We start from the raw sequence: 21,583 nt of genomic DNA, 5'->3' as shown, positions 1-21,583 counted from the left end.
TGTTTAATTTCTGATAGACACACAGATTAATTCGTTTCTACTGTTGCATCACTTGTCTTAATTTCTTTAGGTATTAACTGAAGTTTATAAAATTGATCCGCAATCGCTTGTTGATCATTGATTACTTCATCCGATATCTTTTCGATTCCGTATGTTCTTCGCTCAAGCACGATGTCTAGCGTTTCCTTATCCATCCCAATTTGGGGAGCTAAAAATTCTGCTGCTTCTTTTTTATTTTCAGATACCCACGTTTCTGCCTTATCAATTTCACTATAAATAATGTCTAACACTTCCGGATTCTCTTCTGCAAAACCCTTTGATGCTAAAAAGAATTCTCTATTATTCACTAAATCTGTTCCATCCACTAAGATACGGGCTCCTGTCTTTCGTTCAGCTTCTGCTAAAAATGGGTCCCAAATCACCCAAGCGTCGACAACACCTTTTTCAAAAGCTGCTCTTGCATCAGATGGAGGTAAAAAGGATGTCTCAACATCTTCATACTTAAGCCCATTTGCTTCTAACGCTTTTACCAACAAGTAATGGACATTTGATCCTTTATTTAAAGCGATTTTTTTCCCTTTTAAATCAGCAACACTTTGAATAGGAGAATCTTTTGGTACAATAATAGCCTCTCCTTTTGGATTTTTTGGTTCATTTGCGAAATAAATTAATGGGGCATCGGCTGCTTGAGCAAATATCGGTGGAGCTTCCCCTGTATGACCAAATTCTAAACTGCCTACATTTAATGCTTCAAGTAATTGCGGACCTCCTGGAAACTCCGTCCATGTAACAGTGAACCCTTTTGGCTCTAATTCTTTTTCAAGCGTTTTTTGCGCTTTTAAGAAATTCAACGTACCAAATTTTTGATAACCGATTTGAATCGTTTTTTGCCCGCCTTCTTTTTCCGAGGTTGCTTCTTCCTTTGAAGTTTCATTGTTGCAAGCACTCAATACTAGTAAAAGAATGAATGATATGAATAATACCCACGTTTTATTTGTCCTACTTAACATTTTTTCTCCCCCTAAATATTTTTTAAATAAAAAAGACCCCACACCTCTATTGATTAGAGATTGGGGCCTTCAGTTGACTGATCGGCATCTTTTTATTTAATTTTTCTCTTAACAATTTGTGTAGTGCGTACATTTACTGCAAAAAAATTGGTGTTTATATCGTTGTATTTAAGATAATCTAATTATTCCTATGTGTCAAGTTGTATTTAACTTTTTATTTTTCAATTAACTTAAATGTTAACGTATGCCCTCGCCACAAGCGCTTATACTGGAATTATTCCAATCGCCTTAACAATTCAGCAATAAAAAACATCCCAACTGCCGATATACTCAGCTTTTGAGATGTTTCTTTTTTTACATAAAGAGCACCAAACTTAGCGCCATAACAAGCATTCCCGAGACGACGCCATAAATAGCTAGATGCGTCTGATCGTATTTTTGCGCGGCCGGCAGCAGTTCATCAAGAGAAATGAACACCATAATCCCCGCTACACCAGCGAATATCATGCCGAACATCGTATCCGTTAAATAAGGCATTAAGATGAGCCACGCAAAGATGGCACCAATCGGTTCAGACAGTCCTGATAAAAAGGACCACTTAAACGCTTTTTTCCGGTCGCCTGTTGCAAAGTAAAGAGGAACAGCCACCGCAATGCCTTCAGGGACATTATGAATCGCTACTGCAATCGCAATTGCAATACCAAGGCTTGGGTCCTGTATGGTCGAAGCAAACGTCGCAATCCCTTCTGGAAAATTATGAATCGCAATCGCGGCTGCCGTAAAGATACCCATCTTTTTCAAGCGTGCATACTCATCATGTGTCGGTTCCTCGTGGAATTCTTCTACCGTTTTAACATTATGCGGATTCCCAACAGATGGAATAAATCGATCAATAATTGCAATAACAACCATTCCGCTAAAAAAGCCGATAACTGTCAACCAGTAACCTGTTGATTCTCCATGTTCTCCGACTAACGCATCTTTTGCTTTTACAAAAATTTCGACCATTGATACGTAAATCATGACACCTGCTGAAAACCCAAGTGACCAGGCAAGAAATTTTGTGTTTGTACGCGATGTAAAAAAAGCCAGCGCACTGCCAATACCTGTTGCCAATCCGGCAAACAATGTTAAGCCTAGAGCCAGTAATACATTCTCGTCCATACAAACTATCCCTTCATCTTCTTTTCTATTATTGTATTTTAAAAATTGCCCTTATGCAATTTTCTTTGTCTAATGAAATAAAAAACCCGATTTGACGGTAATGGCCAAACCAGGTTTTTTCTTATTCATAAATATGAACGTAAGGTTCCTCTTCATTAGCTTTTTTGACAATGAGTGCTTCCGTTCCGTTCATTGATGTAATGTTTACTTCAATTGGCACGTATGCAGGGAAATGATCCATGACAAGCCCTGTCACAAACTGTGTAAATCCAATTGCTTCTGCTTTGCCGTAAAATTGAATAGGAATTTCAATTTTCAAACTGGATAATTCCCCTCCGCTGTAAAGCGCCCGGCCAATTACTCCATTAAAGTTATTAAAATACTTCTCCATATCTTGCTTAAAGTTCAAAAAATAGGTCGCATCTTCCCGGTGGGTTTCTTCTGCTTCAGTCGATGGAAACAAGACATATTCTTCATCAATATTTTTCCAGTTATTCGTTTCTGCTTCGCCTGCATCCAGATGTGTATAAGCAATAAAATTACCAGCTGTAACCGAATTTTTCGGTGCTTGTTGAAATAAAGCAATTGTCACTGGCACATTTTTCGTTTTGTCCATTGTGCGGAGACGCGAGGCAACTTGTGCAGCCATTTTCTTTCCTTCCTCTTCAATCGTTTCATCTGGAATCGTAAATTCATACTCTGGGCCATATTGTTCTTTTTGATAATAGTGAACCGAATTTAGCGCAAGGCCGATCACAATGCCGTCCAACTGCAATGAATTATCTTCTTTCTTCGTTAGATAATTTTGCTCCATAATGTGCGCCAAATAGATCGGTGCCCGTTCATTTCGCTCCTCTACAGAACCTTCCTCATTATCAACCGGATTCAATCCCAAATTCTCTTCCGCCGTCAGCTTTTTTTCTGCCAGCTGAGCATCTGTATACTTACGGCTCAGCCACGAGCGAATAACATCCGCTTCAAGCGTCTGTCCATCTCGAAAGAAATACGTCTCCGGTGAAAAGTTTTCTTGTGCAATCCTCATTAACCCCGTTTCAAATTCATCGATATCATAGCGAGTATTTAAATGAGATACAATCATTCCACGGGCTTTTCCCTCTTCAAAAGGCACGATCGTACGGTAGAAGTTTTCCGAAATTTGATAGCTCGGAATAACGGCTGTCTGCTCTTCACCATTCTCCTGTTTCACTTCATCTTCTTTTTGCAAAGCCGGCGCACACCCTGTTACGAGCAGTATAGCGGACAGTGCTATAAGAATCCATTCTTTCTTCAAAAAAGCCACCTCTTATTTCGTAAGTTCATCCATTAATTGCTGCTCGTTCCAGACATCTACACCGAATTTTTCTGCTTTTTCAAGTTTTGAACCAGCTTCCGTACCAGCGATGACAAGATCTGTTTTTTTACTGACACTCCCTACAACATTACCACCAAGTGCTTCAATACGCTCTTTCGCTTCACTTCGTGTAAGCTGCTCAAGTTTCCCTGTTAAGACAATATTCTTTCCTGCAAAAAGTGAATCCCCTTCTGCCGCTTGAGTCCGTATCGGTCCATTATAGGTCATGTTAACACCGGCTGTCTTTAACTTTTCAATTAATCTCGCTACTTCCGGCTGCTCAAAGTACACAACGATTGCATCTGCCATTTTGCTGCCGATTTCATGTATCGCTGTCAATTCTTCTTCAGATGCTTCTTTTAGCTTATCGATTGTGCCAAATTCCATCGCGAGCGTTTTGGCTGCTTTGGCTCCGACATGGCGGATGCCCAGTCCGAACAACAATCGTTCAAGTGAGTTTTGTTTTGATAATTCAATCGCTGCCAGCAAATTTTCTGCTGACTTTTCACCCATCCGTTCAAGTTCAATGAGCACCTCTTTTTGCAGAAAATATAAATCGGCAACGTCCCTAATTAGTTTTTCACGATAAAGCTGGGCAATGACTTTTTCTCCTAAACCATCAATATTCATTGCATTCCGCGCAACAAAATGATTCATCCCTTCCCGAATTTGTGCCGGGCATTGTGGATTAATACAACGAAGAGCCACCTCTTCTTCCAGCCGGACAAGTTCGCTGCCGCATTCCGGGCATTCAGCCGGCATGTGAAATTCCTCTTCTTCTCCTGTACGGCGGTCCAGCAAAACACTGACGACTTCTGGAATAATGTCTCCTGCTTTTTTTACAACCACCATATCGCCTATCCGAATGTCTTTTTCCCGAATTAAGTCTTCATTGTGAAGCGACGCGCGTCCAACTGTTGTTCCAGCAACGCGTACCGGCTGCAGAACCGCAGTCGGTGTCACAACACCTGTTCTCCCGACGCTCAACGTGATACCCGTCAACTTTGTCACGACTTCTTCTGCAGGAAATTTATAAGCGATTGCCCAGCGGGGACTTTTCGCCGTAAAACCGAGCTCGTCTTGTTGGCTAAGTGAATTCACTTTGACGACAATCCCATCAATTTCATAAGACAGATTCGTCCGCTTTTCCGACTGCCTTTTCACGTAGTCAATAACGTCTTCGATCGTTTTACATACACGGCGTTCTTTATTTGTTTTAAATCCAAGCGAATCCAGCAAATTCAGCCCTTCACTATGCGTTTCGGCACCGATTGCTTCCGGATTTCCAATACTGTAAAGAAAAATGTCCAAGTTACGTTTGGCTGCAATGCGCGGATCAAGCTGCCGCAGTGAACCTGCCGCTGCGTTACGCGGATTAGCGAATGGTTCTTCACCTCGTTCATCCCGTATGCAATTAAGTGCGATAAACGACTGCTTCGGCATAAACGCTTCACCGCGCACTTCTATCGTATACGGCTTTTTCAAACGGAGCGGGATTGAATGAATCGTTTTTAAATTCGCGGTAATGTCTTCACCTGTTGTTCCATCACCGCGCGTCGCTCCTTGTACAAATAAGCCATTCTCATACTTCAATGCCACCGCAAGACCATCAATTTTCAATTCACATACATATGAATAGGATGCATCGCCGATCAACTGGCTGACGCGCCGATCAAAATCCCGCAAGTCAGCTTCGTCGAATGCATTGCCAAGGCTTAACATCGGCACATCGTGACGCACTTTCTGAAATGCATCAAGGACGGCGCCGCCTACACGCTGCGTCGGTGAATCTGGTGTTTGCAGCTGCGGGTATATAGATTCAATATGGGACAACTCATTTAAAAGCCGGTCATATTCTGAATCAGGAACGGATGGTTTGTCGATCACATAATACTCGTAGCTATATTTATTTAACGTGTCATGAAGTTCCTTCACACGCTGTTCAGCTGCTTTTACATCCATATTCATCATCCTTTCTATTACGCTTTTTCGATTGGTGCAAATTGAGCCAAAAGTCGTTTAATGCCTGTTGGACTTGGGAATGCAATATCGAGTTCTGTACTGTCGCCGCTCCCTTTCGCCGCTACAACAGTGCCTGTCCCCCACTTTTTGTGCATCACTTTATCGCCCACTTTCCAGTTCAGCTGAGCAGCCGCATTCGCTTGCGGACGCGTAACAGGACGGCTCTTCTCTCCAAATGCAGCTGGTTTTTTCACCTGCCGTTTTGGGTTTTCAGATTCAAGCAGCTCTTCCGGAATTTCGCTAATAAAACGGGATACCGGATTCATATTGGTACGCCCATACAATGTCCGCATTTCAGCATTCGTTATATACAATTCATTTTCAGCCCTAGTAATCCCAACATATGCCAGTCTTCTTTCTTCTTCCATTTCTTCTTCATCCATTATTGAGCGGCTATGCGGGAAAACGCCTTCTTCCATTCCGATTAAAAAAACAATCGGAAACTCGAGTCCTTTCGCGGAATGAAGCGTCATGAGCACGACAGATTCCGCTGATTCTTCTTCTTTTCCGAGCTTGTCAATGTCCGCAATAAGCGCGAGATCCGTTAAAAAGGCGACAAGTGATTTATCTTCGCTTGATTCTTCAAACGCTTTTGTAACGGACAAAAACTCTTCAATGTTCTCAATTCTTGTCTGTGATTCAATCGTTTTCTCCGCCGCTAGCATGTCCACGTAACCCGTACGGTCAATGACTTGTTCTACAAGCTCCGAAACCGACAAATACTCTTGCTGCTGTGTATAAATGTTGATAATGTCACGAAAACCAGCTGCCGCATTTGCCGCTTTTCCGCTAAGCCCAATAAAATCCACTTCCGAAAGGGCCTTATACATCGAAATATCATGCTCTTGCGCGTAGCGGGCAACTTTATCAAGCGACGTCGAACCAAGCCCGCGCTTTGGTACATTAATGACACGTGAAAGGCTAATATCATCATCCGGATTTGCAATAAGACGCAAATACCCAAGTAAGTCTTTAATCTCTTTTCGGTCATAGAACTTAATGCCGCCGACGATTGTGTAATCAATGTTCGACTTCATAAGCGTTTCCTCAATGAGACGCGACTGGGCATTTGTCCGGTACAGCACTGCAAATTCGGAAAATTTCCTTCCTGTTGCACATATTTCTTTTATTTTTCCAGCAATAAATTCCGCTTCTGTTCGCTCACTGTCCGCCCGAAAATAAGCGATTTTTTTGCCATCAGAATTTTCCGTCCAGAGCTTCTTCGGTTTCCGGTTTGAATTGTTTTCAATCACTTCATTCGCTGCCTGCAAAATTCGTTTCGTTGAACGATAGTTTTGCTCGAGAAAAATAGTTTTCGCATGCGGGTAGTCTTTTTCAAACGATAAAATATTCTCAATATCCGCACCGCGCCAGCGATAGATCGATTGATCGCTGTCCCCGACGACGCATAAATTTTGAAAACGGCTCGCTAGTAATTTCACAAGTGTGTACTGGGACTTATTAGTATCTTGATACTCGTCGACATGAATATATTGAAATTTCCGCTGATAAAATTCGAGTACTTCCGGTACGCGCTCAAACAGACGGATCGTCAACATAATTAAATCGTCAAAATCAAGCGCCTGGTTTTTCTTCAATCGCTTTTCATATTCTGCATACACGTCGGACGTTACTTTATCGTGATATCCACCTTGCTGTTTCGCAAAAGCATCTGCGTCAATAAGTACATTTTTTGACGAACTGATTGCCCCTAACAAAGCACGTGGATCAAACTTTTTCGGATCAATGTTCAGATCTTTTAAAATATTTTTCAAGACCGATAATTGATCCGCCGTATCCAAAATCGTAAAATTTCGACTGTAACCGATCCGATCAATATCACGGCGCAAAATACGCACGCACATCGAATGGAACGTTGACATCCAGATTTCTTCTGCCACACCGCCGAGCAGCAATCCAACCCGGTCTTTCATTTCACGCGCGGCCTTATTCGTAAACGTAAGCGCGAGAATATTATAGGGATTTACTTCTTTTTCTACAATTAAGTACGCAATCCTATGTGTCAGGACGCGTGTTTTACCTGAACCTGCACCCGCCATAATTAAAAGCGGACCTTCTGTCGCTTTAACGGCTTCCTGCTGCTCTCGGTTTAAACCTTTTAATAATCGATCAGTTAAAAACTGCATACTGCCACCACCATTCAGAACATTAGTTCTTTATTATATATTATATTTTGACTGCTGTGACGGTTTTTAATGATTCTTCCGGAAAATCATAAACGGCATTGCCAACGACGATGATATCAGCATATTGTCCGACTTCTTTCGCCTGCTCCGCCGTTTGGATTCCCCCTCCATATATAAATGTCGTGTCCGAATCGTCCAAAATATCCGCCGCCTTTTGAACAGCTGCCATATCACCATACGTGCCGCTATATTCAAGATAAAACACCGGCAGTTTCAATAAATGTCCCGCCATGCGAGCATACGCAGCAACATCTTCTACATCCGGTTTTTTTTCAACTCCTGTTAATTTTGCTGCTTTGCTCTCTAGATTGGCAATACAATAGCCTTCAACAACAAGTTCCTCTGGATTCATCAATTCCCCGTATTCCTTCATCGCTTCATGATGAAGCCCCGTAATCCAGTTTGCATCCGTACTATTTAAGACAGTTGGGATAAAGTATAAATCAAAGCCTGGCGTCACCATCTCAATTGAAGATACTTCCAGTATACAAGGCACCGGATAACGACGCACACGCATCATTAAATCAAGTACATTTTCAAGTGTCACGCCGTCCGAACCACCGATAACCACTGCATCAGTTCCAGACTCGCATACGCGTTCAAGCAACCCATCATCAATTTCTTTATTCGGGTCTAATTTAAATACATGCCGCCATTCATGAACATTATACATGTATAGAAACCTCCAATCATTCAGTTACAACTTAATATTATAACATCGAAAAGCAGAGTTCGCCTTCGTAAGTAGATCTCATTTCTCGTGAACATTCTTTCCTTTTTTTATCTATAAAAAAGCTGTCTCTCCGAAAAGAGACAGCTTTGTCATTATTCTTTTTCATGAACACGTTTTAACACGAATTCATATCCGTCGTTGCCATAGTTCAGACAGCGTTTCACACGTGAAATGGTAGCCGTTGAGGCGCCGGTTTCAGTTTCGATTTTATGATACGTTCTTCCTTCTTGAAGCATACGCGCTACTTCTAAACGCTGTGCAAGCGATTGAATTTCATTCACTGTGCACAAATCGTCAAAAAAGCGATAACATTCTTCCATATCACGAAGCGAGAGAACCGCTTGAAACAGCTGATCGAGCGCTTTTCCACGCAGTTTATCTATCTGCATAATCAACTTCCATTCCCTTCACCTTCATTTTCCACATCAACTACTCTATTCAGCCCTCTTGAGGCAGATACAACATGAATCCATGTTTTTCCTTTCTTAAAAGCCGCACCGCTTTCTTTATACGGCACAATCCGTCCATTTTTGTTTTGCCACTTGACCATCTTCTTGATGCCTTTTTGAATTAAAAAGGCATCTCCGCCAGAGGTAAGATTAATGTCAAGCCGACCCGCTGCATCAACGACGCGATGATCTGCTTCAATGACAAAAATATTATCGGCACTTACCTCTAAACCACCTATTGTACGGTGGTACAATCCCGATTCTTTATCATACTCATATGCAGCATCATATGATTCGTTATTTGATGAATGGACCACAATGTTTAAAGCAGGCTCCCCAGTCAATAATTCTTCTTCCTTTTTTGTCAAAAAAGACAGTTGTGCTGGCGATGAATCCATATTATATTCTTTCTCTTTTGCTAGCTCGACGGCTTCGTCGAAATATACATATGAATTATGAGGCGCCCGTCTAGATCCATCACGTTTAAATACAGCGCCATCATGCTGAATACCGTTTAATTGATCCACTTTCCCGTCAAACAGCATTTCTTTCGCTTCAGGGCTATACCCATGCGCTAAAAATAGTGCATCGTAGCCCATAGCAATTTCGACAAAATAATCACGTGCACTGCGAACTGGGCCAGCAAATTCAGGATACTCACTCTGATAAATGGCCAGAAATCGGGAAACATTGCCTTCCGCCAGCATTTCATATACAATATCCGCATCTTCTAGCGAAGTCTGCGGACGAGCTTCTGTAGAATTACTGATGACGACTGCTACCGCCCGCCGATTCGTATCTAACGTTTCTATACCAGTAAGGGGATTTATTTCATTTCGTTCACTCTTATTGGCAGACTGCGAATTCGCACATCCGCTAATTAACATAGATACAGCTGCCCATACAATCCATTTTTTTTTCATATCGACACTCCAAAAACAGTTTTCACTTTACCATTTTAACGCATTATTGTTGGAAAGAGTATCGTTTTTTTCATAACGTCATACATGCCCTGCGATGTAATCCGAATATATGGAAGATGAGTCGACGTTAAAAATAATAATGTATAAAGCGGATCATTAAATTGGTAGCCGCGCTCTGACAACAATTCTTTCAATTTCAGTTCTTGCTCAACAACGGTCTCAAATGGCTGATCAGACATAATACCGGACAATGGCAGAGGGATTTCATGAATAATTTCTCCATTTTCTGCAAGTACAATGCCTCCGCCCATCTCCTGCATCCGTTCAAACGCCCGTTGCATCTCCTCTTTTACCGTTCCAATTAAAACAATGTCCTCAGTACTTGAAAACGAAGATGCAAATCCCTGCACATTTGTTGCAAAGCCTTTAATCGTTGTGTTTACACGCCATTTACCTTCATAGTCAAGCAGCACCAGATAATTTTGATTTTCTTCCATATAGAAATTCTCGCCTACCACATCTTTCACTACATGGCACGGTTTCGTAATCACATTATTGATCATTTCAATTCCGAATGGCATTGAAAACTGCAAATCATCCTCATTCAATTCCCAATTAAAACGCATTTTTGTATGCCCAAACTGCTGCCATTGAATATCAGGAAATGGAGATGTATCTATTCCGCTTTTTTTGACCCAGATTCCATTTGACAAAACCGCTTCTGGATCCGGATGAAATTCATCTGTTAAAATATTGACACTCGCCACTCGCCCTGGCGCAATCATGCCATGCACATGCTCCATCCGGTAATAGCGGGCCGCATTATAAGACGCTATATGATAGGCATCAATTGGCGGTACCCCGTAGTCGATGGCGATTTTGATCATTTTATCAATAATTCCATCTTCATAAAAAGAAGGTGACGATCCATCTGTTGTGAACATCATCATATCATATTGATCAAGATTCATTTCCTTCATTTCCGTCAACAACTTTTCAAGATCTGGACGAATCGATGAATGACGTAGCGTCACCATCATCCCATTCATAAGCCGCTTACGTACATCTTCCCCACTCATCGACTCATGGTCGCCGTCTGCACCAAATAGCGTCATTTTCGTCAATGTTTTTTCAGAAGCACCTGGGAAATGGCCTTCGATCCGTTTTTTCATTCCTTTCGTTTCCTGCATCCAGTACAGCATCATATCATCGCCGTCTAAAAGTTTTGGCCATCCTGTTAATTCGCCGCCTTGAATGACACTATCATGTTCAAGCCACGAATTAATCACGCCATTTGCAAAAATATCATCTTCATTATCAGGCTCTGTCTGTGCATCATAACGGCACCACCAATACATTGATACCGGCATCCGGTTTAATTCGTCAACCAAAGAAAACGCTTTCTTTTCTTCGAGTGTCAAAAGCATCATTAAGTTATCATTGATAAGTGTCGTCGTTCCGCGTTTGGCAGCATATTCAGCAAACGTCTTCGGATTATATAGCATAAAAGGATGTACATGCGGTTCTATATACCCTGGCACAATCGTTTTTCCAGTACAGTCGAAAATTTCATCAGCTGACACCGGCATTTCATCACCGATATACACAATACGGTTTTTATATATCCAAATATTACCAACCATCCATCGTTTTAACGTTGAATGCAAGTAACGAGCATTTTGCAAAACAAGTGTTGGTGCTTTTTTAAGATCAAGAACGGCGATCTGTTCACGCAGCTGTTTATTTTTCCATCTATGTTTTAAATCAGACATGACAATCTTTCCTCTCAAAATGACATCGCTTTCAAAGCGTGTGATTGCCATCATCTTATCATATATCATCCATTAGCGCACGAAAGAAAAAGTAAAATTGTGAAGAAACTTTGACACTTTGGCAAGAAAATTGCATATAACTTTTAATCGGGACAATTTATGTAAATATCCATTTAAATATTCCTATTATATGTAAAAAAACTGCCTCAATTGAGACAGTTCCTCTTTTTATAATCCAGCTTTTGAAATAGCACGGCTTCCGATATCACTGCGATAAAAGAAATTTTCCGTATCGATGTTTTTCATTTTCTCATACGCCTTTTTCTGTGCTTCAGTCGGGTGTGCTCCGTTTCCTGTCACGAGCAGGACACGTCCGCCATTTGCACGGATAATGCCGTCCTCTTCTGTGTAAGTGCCCGCGTGAACAACGGATGCAGACTCAATGTGATCAAGTCCTTTCACTTCATTGCCTTTTTCGTATGCTTCTGGATAACCTTTGGCAGCAAGAACAATACCTAAAACAGATTCGTCTTTCCATGATAGATCAGGATCTTTTCCGTCCAATACATCAAGCATAACCTGTATCAAATCATTTTCAAGCCGAGGCAATACAACCTGCGTTTCTGGATCTCCAAAACGAGCGTTAAATTCAATTGTTTTTGGTCCCTCTTCAGTCAGCATAAGACCAGCAAAAATGATGCCTGTAAAAGAACGCCCTTCCTGAACCATGCCTTTTGCGATTGGACGAATAATTTCTTCAACCGATTGTTCGTTAATGGCCTGCGAAATATGCGGTACTGGTGAATAAGCACCCATGCCGCCTGTGTTAGGACCTTCATCATTATCGAACGCACGCTTATGATCTTGCGCAGCTTCCATTGGATAGACATTTTCGCCATGAACAAAAGCCATCAGTGAATATTCTTCTCCTTGCAAATACTGCTCAACGACGACACGTGCAGATGCATCGCCAAATTTTTTATCAAGCATCATGTCTTCAAGAGCTGTAAGTGCTTCGTCGAGCGTCATTGCTACTGTCACGCCTTTACCTGCAGCAAGACCGTCTGCTTTTAATACAATTGGGGCACCCTCTTGCTCAATGTACGCTTTCGCTGCATCATAGTCTTCAAAAGACTGATAACGGGCTGTTGGAATGTTGTACTTTTCCATCATCATTTTAGAAAACGATTTGCTTCCTTCTAAAATAGCGGCATTTTGATTCGGACCAAATACATTTAAGCCTTCTTTTTTCAAGTAATCAGTAATTCCCGCTTCAAGCGGATTTTCCGGACCAACGATCACAAGGCCCACTTTTTGTTCTTTCGCAAAAGACGCAATATCTTTAAAGTTCATTTCATCAATATTAACAATGTGCGCATCGCGGCTAATCCCGGCGTTTCCTGGCGCACAAAATACATTCTCAACCAGCGGGCTTTCCGCAGCCTTTTTACAGATTGCATGCTCCCGTCCGCCCCGTCCGACTACGAGTACGTTCATGTAAAGTGTCCCCCTATTAATGTTTAAAATGTCTGATGCCCGTTAAGACCATCGCAATGCCATATTCATCTGCTTTTTTAATTGAATCCTCATCTTTAATCGATCCGCCTGGCTGAATGATCGCCGTAATGCCGGCTTTTGCTGCTGCTTCGACTGTATCATCCATCGGGAAGAATGCGTCTGATGCAAGAGCAGCACCTTTTGCTTTTTCACCTGCTTGTTCAAGTGCAATTTTTGCAGCGCCGACACGGTTCATTTGACCAGCGCCAACACCAAGTGTCATTTTATCATCTGTGACAACAATCGCGTTTGATTTCACGTGTTTCACGACTTTCCAGCCAAGTTTAAGTGCTGTCCACTCTTCTTCTGTCGGCTCACGCTTCGTTGCCACTTTTACATCTGCATCTGCAAGGGACAATTCGTCAAGGTCTTGAGAAAGAAGACCGCCTTCAACAGACGTGAGCACTTTCTCCCCTTTTTTCCCATTCGCAAAATCAAGCGTTAAGAGACGAATATTTTTCTTTTTCGATAAAATTTCGATTGCTTCTGGATCAAATGAAGGTGCGATGATAATTTCAAGGAAAATTTCATGCAGTTTTTCAGCAAGCTCTTTTGAAACAGGACGGTTAAGCGCCACAATACCACCAAAAATGGACGTCGGATCTGCTTCATATGCGCGTGAATATGCTTCTTCAATTGTCGCACCTGCTCCGACACCGCATGGGTTCATATGTTTTACGGCAACTGCTGCCGGCTCAGTAAATTCTTTGACGATTTGAAGCGCTGCATCGGTATCCCGAATATTGTTATAAGAAAGCTCTTTGCCGTGAAGCTGTTCTGCACGGGCAACAGAGAAAGAAGAACCTAGTGGCTGTGCATAAAACGCCGCTTGTTGATGCGGATTTTCTCCGTAGCGAAGTGATTGTTTTAACTCATATGTAACCGTTAATTTTTCCGGATTTTCAACCCCTGCAAGATCGGTCATAAAGCCTGCGATCATCGCATCATATGCAGCTGTGTGACGGAATACTTTCGCTGCTAGCTTACGTCGTGTTTCAAGCGTTGTTTTCCCGTCGCCTTTCAGTTCAGCAAGTACTTCATTGTAGTCACTGGAATCGACGATCACCGTTACGTATTCATGGTTTTTTGCAGACGCGCGCAGCATCGCTGGACCGCCGATGTCAATGTTTTCAATTGCATCTTCAGTCGTGACATCCGGTTTTGCGATCGTTTGCTGGAATGGATACAGATTGACACAGACGATATCAATCGGCTGAATATTATGCTCTTCTAGCTGTTTTTGATGATCGGGTTCGCCATGTTTCGCAAGCAAGCCTCCATGAATATAAGGATTCAGTGTTTTCACACGTCCTTCTAAGATTTCTGGAAAGCCCGTTACATCGGTTACCCCTTTTACCGGCACTCCCGCTTCAGAAAGCATTTTCTTCGTTCCGCCTGTTGAAACAATTTCGTAGCCAAGCGCTGCAATCTCTCTCGCAAATTCTGCTACACCGCTTTTATCTGATACACTAATCAATGCACGTTTTGTCATCCGTTGTCATCCTTCCTATTTCCATTCAAAAGATTTCTTATAACGTTCGGGTAAAGGCTATGCTCTATTTGTTGGATCGCTTTTTGCAAATCTTCACGTGTCATGCCAGAATCGATCCGAACACATTCTTGGTCAATAATCGGGCCCGTATCCATTCCTTCATCAACGAAATGAACGGTTACACCGGAAATTTTCACCCCTGCATCAAATGCTTGCCCAATGGCGTCTTTACCTGGAAAAGCCGGCAGCAAGGATGGATGTATATTGATGATTCTGTTTCGATACGCTTCGAGTAACGTTGGACCAATAAGCCGCATATAGCCAGCTAAAAAGACATACTCCGCCTCCGCGGCGCGGAGACGGGAAACGATGTCTGTTTCAAATGATTCTTTTGACTCATACTCTCTCGGCCGAAAAGAAAATGTTGGAATGCCTAATTTTTCAGCTCGCTCTACCACGAATGCCTCTGGTTTATCACAGACAAGTAAGACGATTTCAGCCGGTACAGAGCCTGCTTGTACCGCTTCTGCGATCGCTTGCACGTTACTGCCGCTTCCGGAAGCAAATAACGCTATTTTCTTCATTGAACTGTAACTCCTTCGCCACTCGTCACACGTCCGATTGTGTACGCCGTTTCACCAGCTGCATGAAGCAATGATTTTACCTTTGCTTCTTCTTCCTGCGACACAATTAAGACGAAACCAATACCCATGTTGAAAATGTTGTACATTTCCTCTCGGTCAAGCTCTCCATACGTTTCAAGAACGTTGAAGATATCCGGAACTGGCCATGAACCTGCTTCGATTGATGCTCCAAGTCCATCCGGTAACGCACGCGGAATATTCTCGACAAATCCGCCGCCCGTAATGTGTGCCATGCCGTTTACTTTTGCCTCTTTTAATACAGAAAGAACAGGCTTTACGTAAATGCGTGTCGGTTCAATTAATGCTTCTCCAAGTGGAACAGACAAACCATCTACTTTTGCGTCAACGGCGAGGTTATGCTTTTCGAAGAAGATTTTGCGCACGAGTGAGTAGCCGTTACTGTGAATACCACTTGATGCAAGACCTATTAAAACGTCGCCCTCTTTTACATCTTCACCAGTAATTACTTTGCTCTTTTCAACAGCACCGACTGTAAAGCCAGCCATATCATATTCTTCTTCTTCATAAAGTCCGGGCATTTCTGCTGTTTCTCCACCGATAAGCGCACAACCGGCCTGCTCACAGCCATCCGCTACACCCTGAACGATTTGCTCAATTTTTTCCGGCACTGCTTTTCCACATGCGATGTAATCAAGAAAAAAGAGCGGTTCTGCTCCTTGCACGACAACATCGTTGACACACATCGCCACGCAGTCCACGCCAATCGTATCATGTTTATCCATCATAAACGCCAGCTTCAGCTTTGTGCCAACCCCATCTGTTCCCGAAACGAGAACGGGCTCTTTTAAATTTAAAGAGGACAGGTCAAACATGCCGCCGAAACTGCCGAGCGCGCCCATGACGCCGGCTCGTTTCGTACGTTCCACATGTTTTTTCATCCGTTCTACCGCTTCGTATCCGGCCTCAATGTTCACGCCTGCTGCTTCATACGACTTTGCCATTTTTGTTCCTCCTTATTCAATCCGGTGCATCAGCACATCTTTTCTTTATCAATTGGATGTTTCGTATCCGGATAAATTTCAGTCGGATAGTTACCCGTAAAACAAGCCATACATTGCCCGCATTCGCCATTTTTTTGTTCATGGCCAATCGCCTCTATAGTACCTTCCGGGCTTAAATATGTTAATGAATCTGCCCCGATTAATTCGCGTAATTCTTCTACTGAATAGTGCGCTGCGATTAATTCCTCACTTTTCGATGTATCGATCCCATAAAAACAAGGATGCTTAATCGGCGGTGAACTGATACACACATGTACTTCTTTCGCACCCGCGTCTTTTAGCATGGTTACAATCCGTCGGCTTGTCGTTCCACGTACGATCGAATCATCGACCATAATAACCCGTTTTCCTTCTACTACGCCGCGCACAGGAGAAAGCTTCATTTTGACCCCTTGCTCACGAAGCGATTGAGAAGGCTGGATGAACGTCCGGCCAACATAACGGTTTTTAATAAGACCCATTTCGTATGGAATACCTGTTGCCTCCGCGAAACCAATTGCCGCTGAAATGCTTGAGTCCGGCACGCCTGTAACAACATCCGCTTCAATGTTTACTTCTTTCGCTAACATTTTTCCAAGACGTTTTCGAGCACTATGAATGTTGATGTTATGAATGTCACTGTCTGGACGGGAGAAATATACATACTCCATCGTACAAATCGCACTGTTTGTGGCAACGGCAAACTGTTCAGATTGAAGGCCATCTTCATTGATCGTAATCAATTCTCCTGGCTTCACGTCACGTACAAATTCAGCGCCGACAATATCAAATGCACACGTTTCAGATGCGACGACATACGCATCGCCTAGTTTCCCGATTGAAAGCGGGCGCATTCCTTGTGGATCGAGTGCTACATGCAGCTCATTTTCTGTCATTACCAGAAATGCATAAGCACCTTTTAACATAGATAACGCTGTTTTCATCCGATCTTTCATCGTACCAAGACCGCTTCGGCGAATTAAATGAGCCAGCACTTCCGTATCCGATGTCGTTTGAAAAATACTGCCTTGCGCTTCAAGTTCACTTTTTAAAGAATCGGCATTGATTAGATTTCCGTTATGTGCAAGCGCAAAACTCCCTGTTTGGAAATGGAAGAGAAGCGGTTGGACATTTTCATATCCGCCGCCGCCTGCTGTTTTATACCGAACGTGGCCAATCGCACTTGCCCCTGTTAATCCATTGATAATATCCTGATTGAAAATTTCTGTCACCAGTCCTTCGCCTTTATGACCGCGAAGGTGTTCGCCGTCACTCATGACGACGCCCGCTCCTTCTTGTCCGCGGTGCTGCAGGCTTTGAAGACCATAATAGGTGATTTGGGAAGCATTTTCATGACCGAAGACACCGAAAACGCCGCACTCTTCGTTTAAGCCTCTGATTTCAGCAAGCATGGAATAGCTCCTTTCCAAGCATCCTCAAGACTTTTGACAGATGCCTGTACCACTTCTTCTCCATTGACACGAATTGACACGACTGGTTCTACTGTTACTTTTCCAATTTCTTTTGCATCTTGTACAGCTGCTTCAAATGCTTCCTTATTTCCTGCTTTCACCGTAACAACAAAACGGGATTGTGTTTCTGCAAACAATGCGGCTGTTGCTTCGCCTTCAAGGGATACATTTACACCAAGATCTGTGCCAAATACTTTTTCAACAAGAGCTACTGCAAATCCACCTTCTGAAATATCGTGAGCAGATTGAACAAGGCCTGATTGAATGGCTGAAAGAATCGCATCTTGACGCGCTTTTTCAACGGATAGATCAATCGCTGGCGCTTGACCAAAAATTTCGCCGCCATTCGTCATTTTTTGCAATTCGCTGCCGCCAAATTCATTCATAGCGTCACCGATAACATACACAAGATCGTCGGCTTGTTTAACGGACTGTGTAGTAATGTAATCTGTATGTTCAATTAACCCCACCATCCCGATAACAGGTGTTGGATAAATCGCTGTGCCATTCGTTTCATTATATAAAGAGACATTTCCGCCAATAACCGGTGATTCAAGTGCTAGACATGCTTCACTGATGCCATCAGCTGATTCTTCAAGCTGCCAGAATACACCTGGATTTTCAGGGCTGCCATAGTTCAATCCATCTGTAATCGCCAGCGGTTTTGCACCTGAGCAAACGATGTTACGCGCTGCTTCTGCAACCGCAATTTTACCGCCTGTTTTCGGGTCAAGGTAAATATAGCGAGAGTTACAGTCTGTTGTCATGGCAAGAGCTTTATCTGTGCCGCGCAGGCGAATAACCGCCGCATCAGAACCCGGTGCAACAACTGTATTTGTCCGTACTTGATAATCGTATTGGTCATATACCCACTCTTTGCTCGCTATCGTCGGCTGTTTTAATAGATTTACAAGTGTTTCTTTGTAATCCGTTACATTCGGTGTTGCCTGTTCCATAGCCTGGAAATCCCGGAAGTATTGTGGTTCAGCTGATGGTTTATGATAAACCGGTGCATCTTCTGCTAATGCATCAACCGGTATTTCTGCTGCTACTTCACCTTTATGAAGAAGACGAAGCATTTTGTCATCAGTTACAACACCTACTGATGCCGCCTCCAGATCGTACTTGGCAAATAAGTCTTCAATTTCTTTTTCGCGTCCTTTTTCAACAACGATAAGCATACGTTCCTGTGATTCAGATAACATCATTTCGTATGGTGTCATGCCTGTTTCACGCTGTGGGATCAAATCAAGATTCAATTCCATACCCGAACCAGATTTAGAAGCCATTTCAGCAGAAGAACTTGTGAGACCTGCTGCACCCATATCTTGAATGCCAACGAGGGCGTCGTTATGGATAAGCTCAAGACAAGCTTCCAGTAGCAATTTTTCCATAAATGGATCGCCTACTTGAACAGCCGGCCGTTTTTCTTCAGAATTTTCGCTTAGCTCCTCAGAAGCAAACGTTGCCCCATGAATGCCATCGCGTCCTGTTTTCGCACCAACGTACATAACTGTGTTTCCAACGCCTTTTGCCTGTCCTTTTTGAATATCTTCATGAGCAATTAAGCCAACACACATTGCATTTACAAGCGGATTGCCTTCATAAGATGGATCAAATCCGATTTCGCCGCCGACTGTCGGAATACCGATACAGTTGCCATATCCAGCAATACCGGCAACCACTTCTTCAAACAAATATTTCACACGTGACGTTTCAAGCTCACCGAAACGAAGCGAGTTTAATATCGCAACCGGGCGTGCTCCCATTGAAAAAACATCGCGGATAATGCCTCCTACACCTGTCGCTGCACCTTGATATGGTTCAATAGCAGATGGATGGTTATGGCTTTCAATTTTAAATACGACCGCTTGACCGTCACCGATATCCACAATTCCAGCACCTTCACCTGGTCCTTGCAAAACATGCTCGCCTTCAACCGGGAATTTACGAAGAACTGGCTTTGAGTTTTTATAGCTGCAGTGTTCAGACCACATCACCGAGAATAGACCTGTCTCTGTATAATTTGGCAAACGCCCGATGATTTCTGTTGCTTTATCGAATTCTTCGTCCGTCAAGCCCATCGTACGATACAGCTTTTCATCTTTAATTTGTTGCGCGTTTGGTTCAAGCATTAACGACATGAGAGTCCCTCCAGTGTTTCACAATTGATTGGAAAAGTTTAAGTCCGTCTGCGCTGCCAAGAAGATCGCTAACAGCCCGTTCCGGATGCGGCATCATGCCAAGTACATTACCTTTTTCGTTTGTAATGCCTGCAATGTCGGACAGACTGCCATTTACATCGCTCGCATACGTGAATACAATTTGATTGTTTTCTTTTAATTTTCCTAGCGTTTCCTCATCACAGTAGTAATTGCCTTCACCATGTGCAATCGGAATACGGATTTTATCGCCTTTTTCGTATGAAGACGTAAACATTGTTTCATTATTTTCAACCGTTAGTTCAACTGTCCGGCAAATAAATTTCAAGTTTTTATTGCGAAGCATCGCACCTGGAAGAAGTCCAGACTCAAGCAAAATTTGGAATCCATTGCATACACCTAAAACAGGTTTGCCCGCTTCAGCCGCTTTTTTAATAGCATTCATGACTACTGACATGTGGGCAATCGCGCCTGAACGAAGATAATCGCCGTACGAGAAGCCGCCTGGAATTAAGATTCCGTCATATTGATCAAGATTGTCGGCATCATGCCACACTAAATCTACTTGCTCACCAAGCTCGTCTTTTACTGCATGATACATGTCCACATCACAGTTGGATCCTGGAAATACGATGACTGCAAATTTCACTGTTTCGCACTCTCCTCGATTTCATATCGGTAATCTTCAATAACCGGGTTAGACAATAGCTTTTCGCATACTTCTTTCACTGTTCCTTCTACATCGGTTACTGTATCGTCAAGCTGAAGCTCCATATATTTTCCAATGCGCACATCTTCTACACCTTTATAGCCAAGGCTTGATAAAGACTGCTGTACAGCCTTTCCTTGCGGATCCAGCACGCTTTCGCGAAGTGTAACGTAAACTTTAACTTTATACATTAAATTGTTCCTCCAAGTCGATTATAGATTTCGGTATATGCTTCTGTTAATCCGCCCAAATCCCGGCGGAAAAGGTCTTTATCTAATTTGCGGTTTGTCCCTTTTTCCCAAAGACGGCATGTGTCCGGTGAAATCTCATCCGCAAGTAAAATATTCCCACTTTTATCTTTGCCTAGCTCAATTTTAAAATCGATTAGTTCTATGTCTATTTCACTGAAAAGCGGGACAAGCACCTCATTTATACGCAATGCTTCTTTTTTCAACACTTGCAATTCTTCAGGTGTCGCAATATCAAGAATTTTCACATGATCTTCTGTTAAAAGCGGATCACCCAGTTCATCATTTTTATAATAAAACTCGACAATCGGCTCTTTAAAAGGCGTTCCTTCTTCAAAACCGAGACGTTTCGCAATACTGCCTGCCGCAACATTTCGGACAACGACTTCAAGTGGAATAATTGTTACATGTTTTACAAGCTGCTCATTTTCAGAAATTTGTTTAACGAAATGAGATTCAATCCCTTTTTCTGCAAGCTTTTGAAAAAGAAGCCCCGTAATTAAGTTATTTAAACGGCCTTTACCGTCAATTTCAGCTTTTTTCTCGCCATTAAACGCGGTTGCCGAATTTTTATATTCAATCCATACCACATCTTCTTGGTCAGTTGCATAAATGCGTTTCGCTTTTCCTTCATAAAGCTGTTTACCTTTGTTCATATCCGGTTCCT

The 21,583-nt window shown here is 42.6% G+C and carries 18 protein-coding genes; all 18 read right to left on the bottom strand.

The window, feature by feature from the left end; genetic code table 11:
* Positions 1–26: 26 nt before the first annotated feature.
* The 18 genes from ACZYRN_RS14605 to purC all read right to left on the bottom strand — a co-directional run bounded on the left by ACZYRN_RS14605 (position 27) and on the right by purC (position 21,572).
* Positions 27–1,010 (bottom strand): sulfonate ABC transporter substrate-binding protein, encoded by a 984-nt coding sequence (locus tag ACZYRN_RS14605; protein ID WP_488912347.1) that lies wholly within the window; start codon positions 1,008–1,010, stop codon positions 27–29.
* A gap of 354 nt (positions 1,011–1,364) precedes the next feature.
* Positions 1,365–2,174: a zinc transporter ZupT gene (gene zupT, locus ACZYRN_RS14600; RefSeq protein WP_488912346.1), complete on the bottom strand. Its 810-nt coding sequence runs from the start codon at positions 2,172–2,174 to the stop codon at positions 1,365–1,367.
* A gap of 121 nt (positions 2,175–2,295) precedes the next feature.
* The gene (locus tag ACZYRN_RS14595; RefSeq protein ID WP_488912345.1) at positions 2,296–3,465 is read right to left on the bottom strand and encodes a CamS family sex pheromone protein; all 1,170 of its coding nucleotides are present in this window, start codon (positions 3,463–3,465) and stop codon (positions 2,296–2,298) included.
* A 12-nt stretch (positions 3,466–3,477) separates the two neighbouring features.
* A complete protein-coding gene (ligA, locus tag ACZYRN_RS14590; RefSeq protein WP_488912344.1) occupies positions 3,478–5,487 on the bottom strand; it encodes an NAD-dependent DNA ligase LigA in 2,010 nt (669 codons plus the stop codon).
* Between the two features lie 17 nt (positions 5,488–5,504).
* On the bottom strand, positions 5,505–7,694 hold the full coding sequence (gene pcrA / locus ACZYRN_RS14585) for a DNA helicase PcrA (protein WP_488912343.1): 2,190 nt from the start codon (positions 7,692–7,694) through the stop codon (positions 5,505–5,507).
* A 40-nt stretch (positions 7,695–7,734) separates the two neighbouring features.
* Entirely contained in the window at positions 7,735–8,427 is a 693-nt protein-coding gene (gene pcrB, locus ACZYRN_RS14580) for a heptaprenylglyceryl phosphate synthase (protein WP_488912342.1), read from the bottom strand.
* Positions 8,428–8,579: 152 nt separating this feature from the next.
* The gene (locus ACZYRN_RS14575; protein WP_026221837.1) at positions 8,580–8,876 is read right to left on the bottom strand and encodes a YerC/YecD family TrpR-related protein; all 297 of its coding nucleotides are present in this window, start codon (positions 8,874–8,876) and stop codon (positions 8,580–8,582) included.
* A gap of 2 nt (positions 8,877–8,878) precedes the next feature.
* Complete coding sequence (locus ACZYRN_RS14570) at positions 8,879–9,859, bottom strand: DUF3048 domain-containing protein (protein WP_488912341.1); 981 nt, start codon at positions 9,857–9,859, stop codon at positions 8,879–8,881.
* A gap of 35 nt (positions 9,860–9,894) precedes the next feature.
* Positions 9,895–11,631 carry an adenine deaminase C-terminal domain-containing protein gene (locus tag ACZYRN_RS14565; protein ID WP_488912538.1) on the bottom strand — a complete coding sequence of 579 codons (1,737 nt, stop codon included), beginning with the start codon at positions 11,629–11,631 and terminating at the stop codon, positions 9,895–9,897.
* A 228-nt stretch (positions 11,632–11,859) separates the two neighbouring features.
* Positions 11,860–13,128, bottom strand: a complete 1,269-nt coding sequence (gene purD, locus ACZYRN_RS14560; protein ID WP_488912340.1) for a phosphoribosylamine--glycine ligase — start codon at positions 13,126–13,128, stop codon at positions 11,860–11,862.
* A gap of 16 nt (positions 13,129–13,144) precedes the next feature.
* The gene (gene purH / locus ACZYRN_RS14555; protein ID WP_488912339.1) at positions 13,145–14,680 is read right to left on the bottom strand and encodes a bifunctional phosphoribosylaminoimidazolecarboxamide formyltransferase/IMP cyclohydrolase; all 1,536 of its coding nucleotides are present in this window, start codon (positions 14,678–14,680) and stop codon (positions 13,145–13,147) included.
* Positions 14,677–15,264, bottom strand: coding sequence for a phosphoribosylglycinamide formyltransferase (purN, locus tag ACZYRN_RS14550; RefSeq protein WP_488912338.1), 588 nt, complete (start codon positions 15,262–15,264; stop codon positions 14,677–14,679). The genes purH and purN overlap by 4 nt, the downstream gene beginning before the upstream one ends.
* Positions 15,261–16,286, bottom strand: a complete 1,026-nt coding sequence (purM, locus tag ACZYRN_RS14545) for a phosphoribosylformylglycinamidine cyclo-ligase (protein ID WP_488912337.1) — start codon at positions 16,284–16,286, stop codon at positions 15,261–15,263. The genes purN and purM overlap by 4 nt, the downstream gene beginning before the upstream one ends.
* Positions 16,287–16,315: 29 nt before the next feature.
* The gene (gene purF, locus ACZYRN_RS14540; RefSeq protein WP_488912336.1) at positions 16,316–17,737 is read right to left on the bottom strand and encodes an amidophosphoribosyltransferase; all 1,422 of its coding nucleotides are present in this window, start codon (positions 17,735–17,737) and stop codon (positions 16,316–16,318) included.
* Positions 17,713–19,941, bottom strand: coding sequence for a phosphoribosylformylglycinamidine synthase subunit PurL (purL, locus tag ACZYRN_RS14535; protein WP_488912335.1), 2,229 nt, complete (start codon positions 19,939–19,941; stop codon positions 17,713–17,715). Before purL ends, purF begins: the two co-directional genes overlap by 25 nt.
* Positions 19,925–20,608: a phosphoribosylformylglycinamidine synthase subunit PurQ gene (gene purQ / locus ACZYRN_RS14530; RefSeq protein ID WP_488912334.1), complete on the bottom strand. Its 684-nt coding sequence runs from the start codon at positions 20,606–20,608 to the stop codon at positions 19,925–19,927. The genes purL and purQ overlap by 17 nt, the downstream gene beginning before the upstream one ends.
* On the bottom strand, positions 20,605–20,859 hold the full coding sequence (purS, locus tag ACZYRN_RS14525; RefSeq protein WP_488912333.1) for a phosphoribosylformylglycinamidine synthase subunit PurS: 255 nt from the start codon (positions 20,857–20,859) through the stop codon (positions 20,605–20,607). Before purS ends, purQ begins: the two co-directional genes overlap by 4 nt.
* Positions 20,859–21,572: a phosphoribosylaminoimidazolesuccinocarboxamide synthase gene (gene purC / locus ACZYRN_RS14520; protein WP_488912332.1), complete on the bottom strand. Its 714-nt coding sequence runs from the start codon at positions 21,570–21,572 to the stop codon at positions 20,859–20,861. Before purC ends, purS begins: the two co-directional genes overlap by 1 nt.
* Positions 21,573–21,583 lie beyond the last annotated feature (11 nt).

The sequence above is a fragment of the Domibacillus sp. F004 genome (assembly GCF_057814295.1).
This window is presented reverse-complemented; position numbering and strand designations above follow the sequence as displayed.

Excerpts from the sequence above, each read along its gene's own strand:
- zupT (WP_488912346.1), bottom strand. The coding sequence starts at position 2,174 with ATGGACGAGAATGTATTACTGGCTCTAGGCTTAACATTGTTTGCCGGA.
- pcrB (WP_488912342.1), bottom strand. The coding sequence starts at position 8,427 with ATGTATAATGTTCATGAATGGCGGCATGTATTTAAATTAGACCCGAAT.
- purH (WP_488912339.1), bottom strand. The coding sequence starts at position 14,680 with ATGACAAAACGTGCATTGATTAGTGTATCAGATAAAAGCGGTGTAGCA.
- purS (WP_488912333.1), bottom strand. The coding sequence starts at position 20,859 with ATGTATAAAGTTAAAGTTTACGTTACACTTCGCGAAAGCGTGCTGGAT.
- ACZYRN_RS14605 (WP_488912347.1), bottom strand. The coding sequence starts at position 1,010 with ATGTTAAGTAGGACAAATAAAACGTGGGTATTATTCATATCATTCATT.
- pcrA (WP_488912343.1), bottom strand. The coding sequence starts at position 7,694 with ATGCAGTTTTTAACTGATCGATTATTAAAAGGTTTAAACCGAGAGCAG.
- ACZYRN_RS14575 (WP_026221837.1), bottom strand. The coding sequence starts at position 8,876 with ATGCAGATAGATAAACTGCGTGGAAAAGCGCTCGATCAGCTGTTTCAA.
- ligA (WP_488912344.1), bottom strand. The coding sequence starts at position 5,487 with ATGGATGTAAAAGCAGCTGAACAGCGTGTGAAGGAACTTCATGACACG.
- ACZYRN_RS14570 (WP_488912341.1), bottom strand. The coding sequence starts at position 9,859 with ATGAAAAAAAAATGGATTGTATGGGCAGCTGTATCTATGTTAATTAGC.
- ACZYRN_RS14565 (WP_488912538.1), bottom strand. The coding sequence starts at position 11,631 with ATGTCTGATTTAAAACATAGATGGAAAAATAAACAGCTGCGTGAACAG.
- purN (WP_488912338.1), bottom strand. The coding sequence starts at position 15,264 with ATGAAGAAAATAGCGTTATTTGCTTCCGGAAGCGGCAGTAACGTGCAA.
- purL (WP_488912335.1), bottom strand. The coding sequence starts at position 19,941 with ATGTCGTTAATGCTTGAACCAAACGCGCAACAAATTAAAGATGAAAAG.
- purM (WP_488912337.1), bottom strand. The coding sequence starts at position 16,286 with ATGGCAAAGTCGTATGAAGCAGCAGGCGTGAACATTGAGGCCGGATAC.
- purD (WP_488912340.1), bottom strand. The coding sequence starts at position 13,128 with ATGAACGTACTCGTAGTCGGACGGGGCGGACGGGAGCATGCAATCTGT.
- purF (WP_488912336.1), bottom strand. The coding sequence starts at position 17,737 with ATGCTTGCTGAAATCAGAGGCTTAAACGAAGAGTGCGGCGTTTTCGGT.
- purC (WP_488912332.1), bottom strand. The coding sequence starts at position 21,572 with ATGAACAAAGGTAAACAGCTTTATGAAGGAAAAGCGAAACGCATTTAT.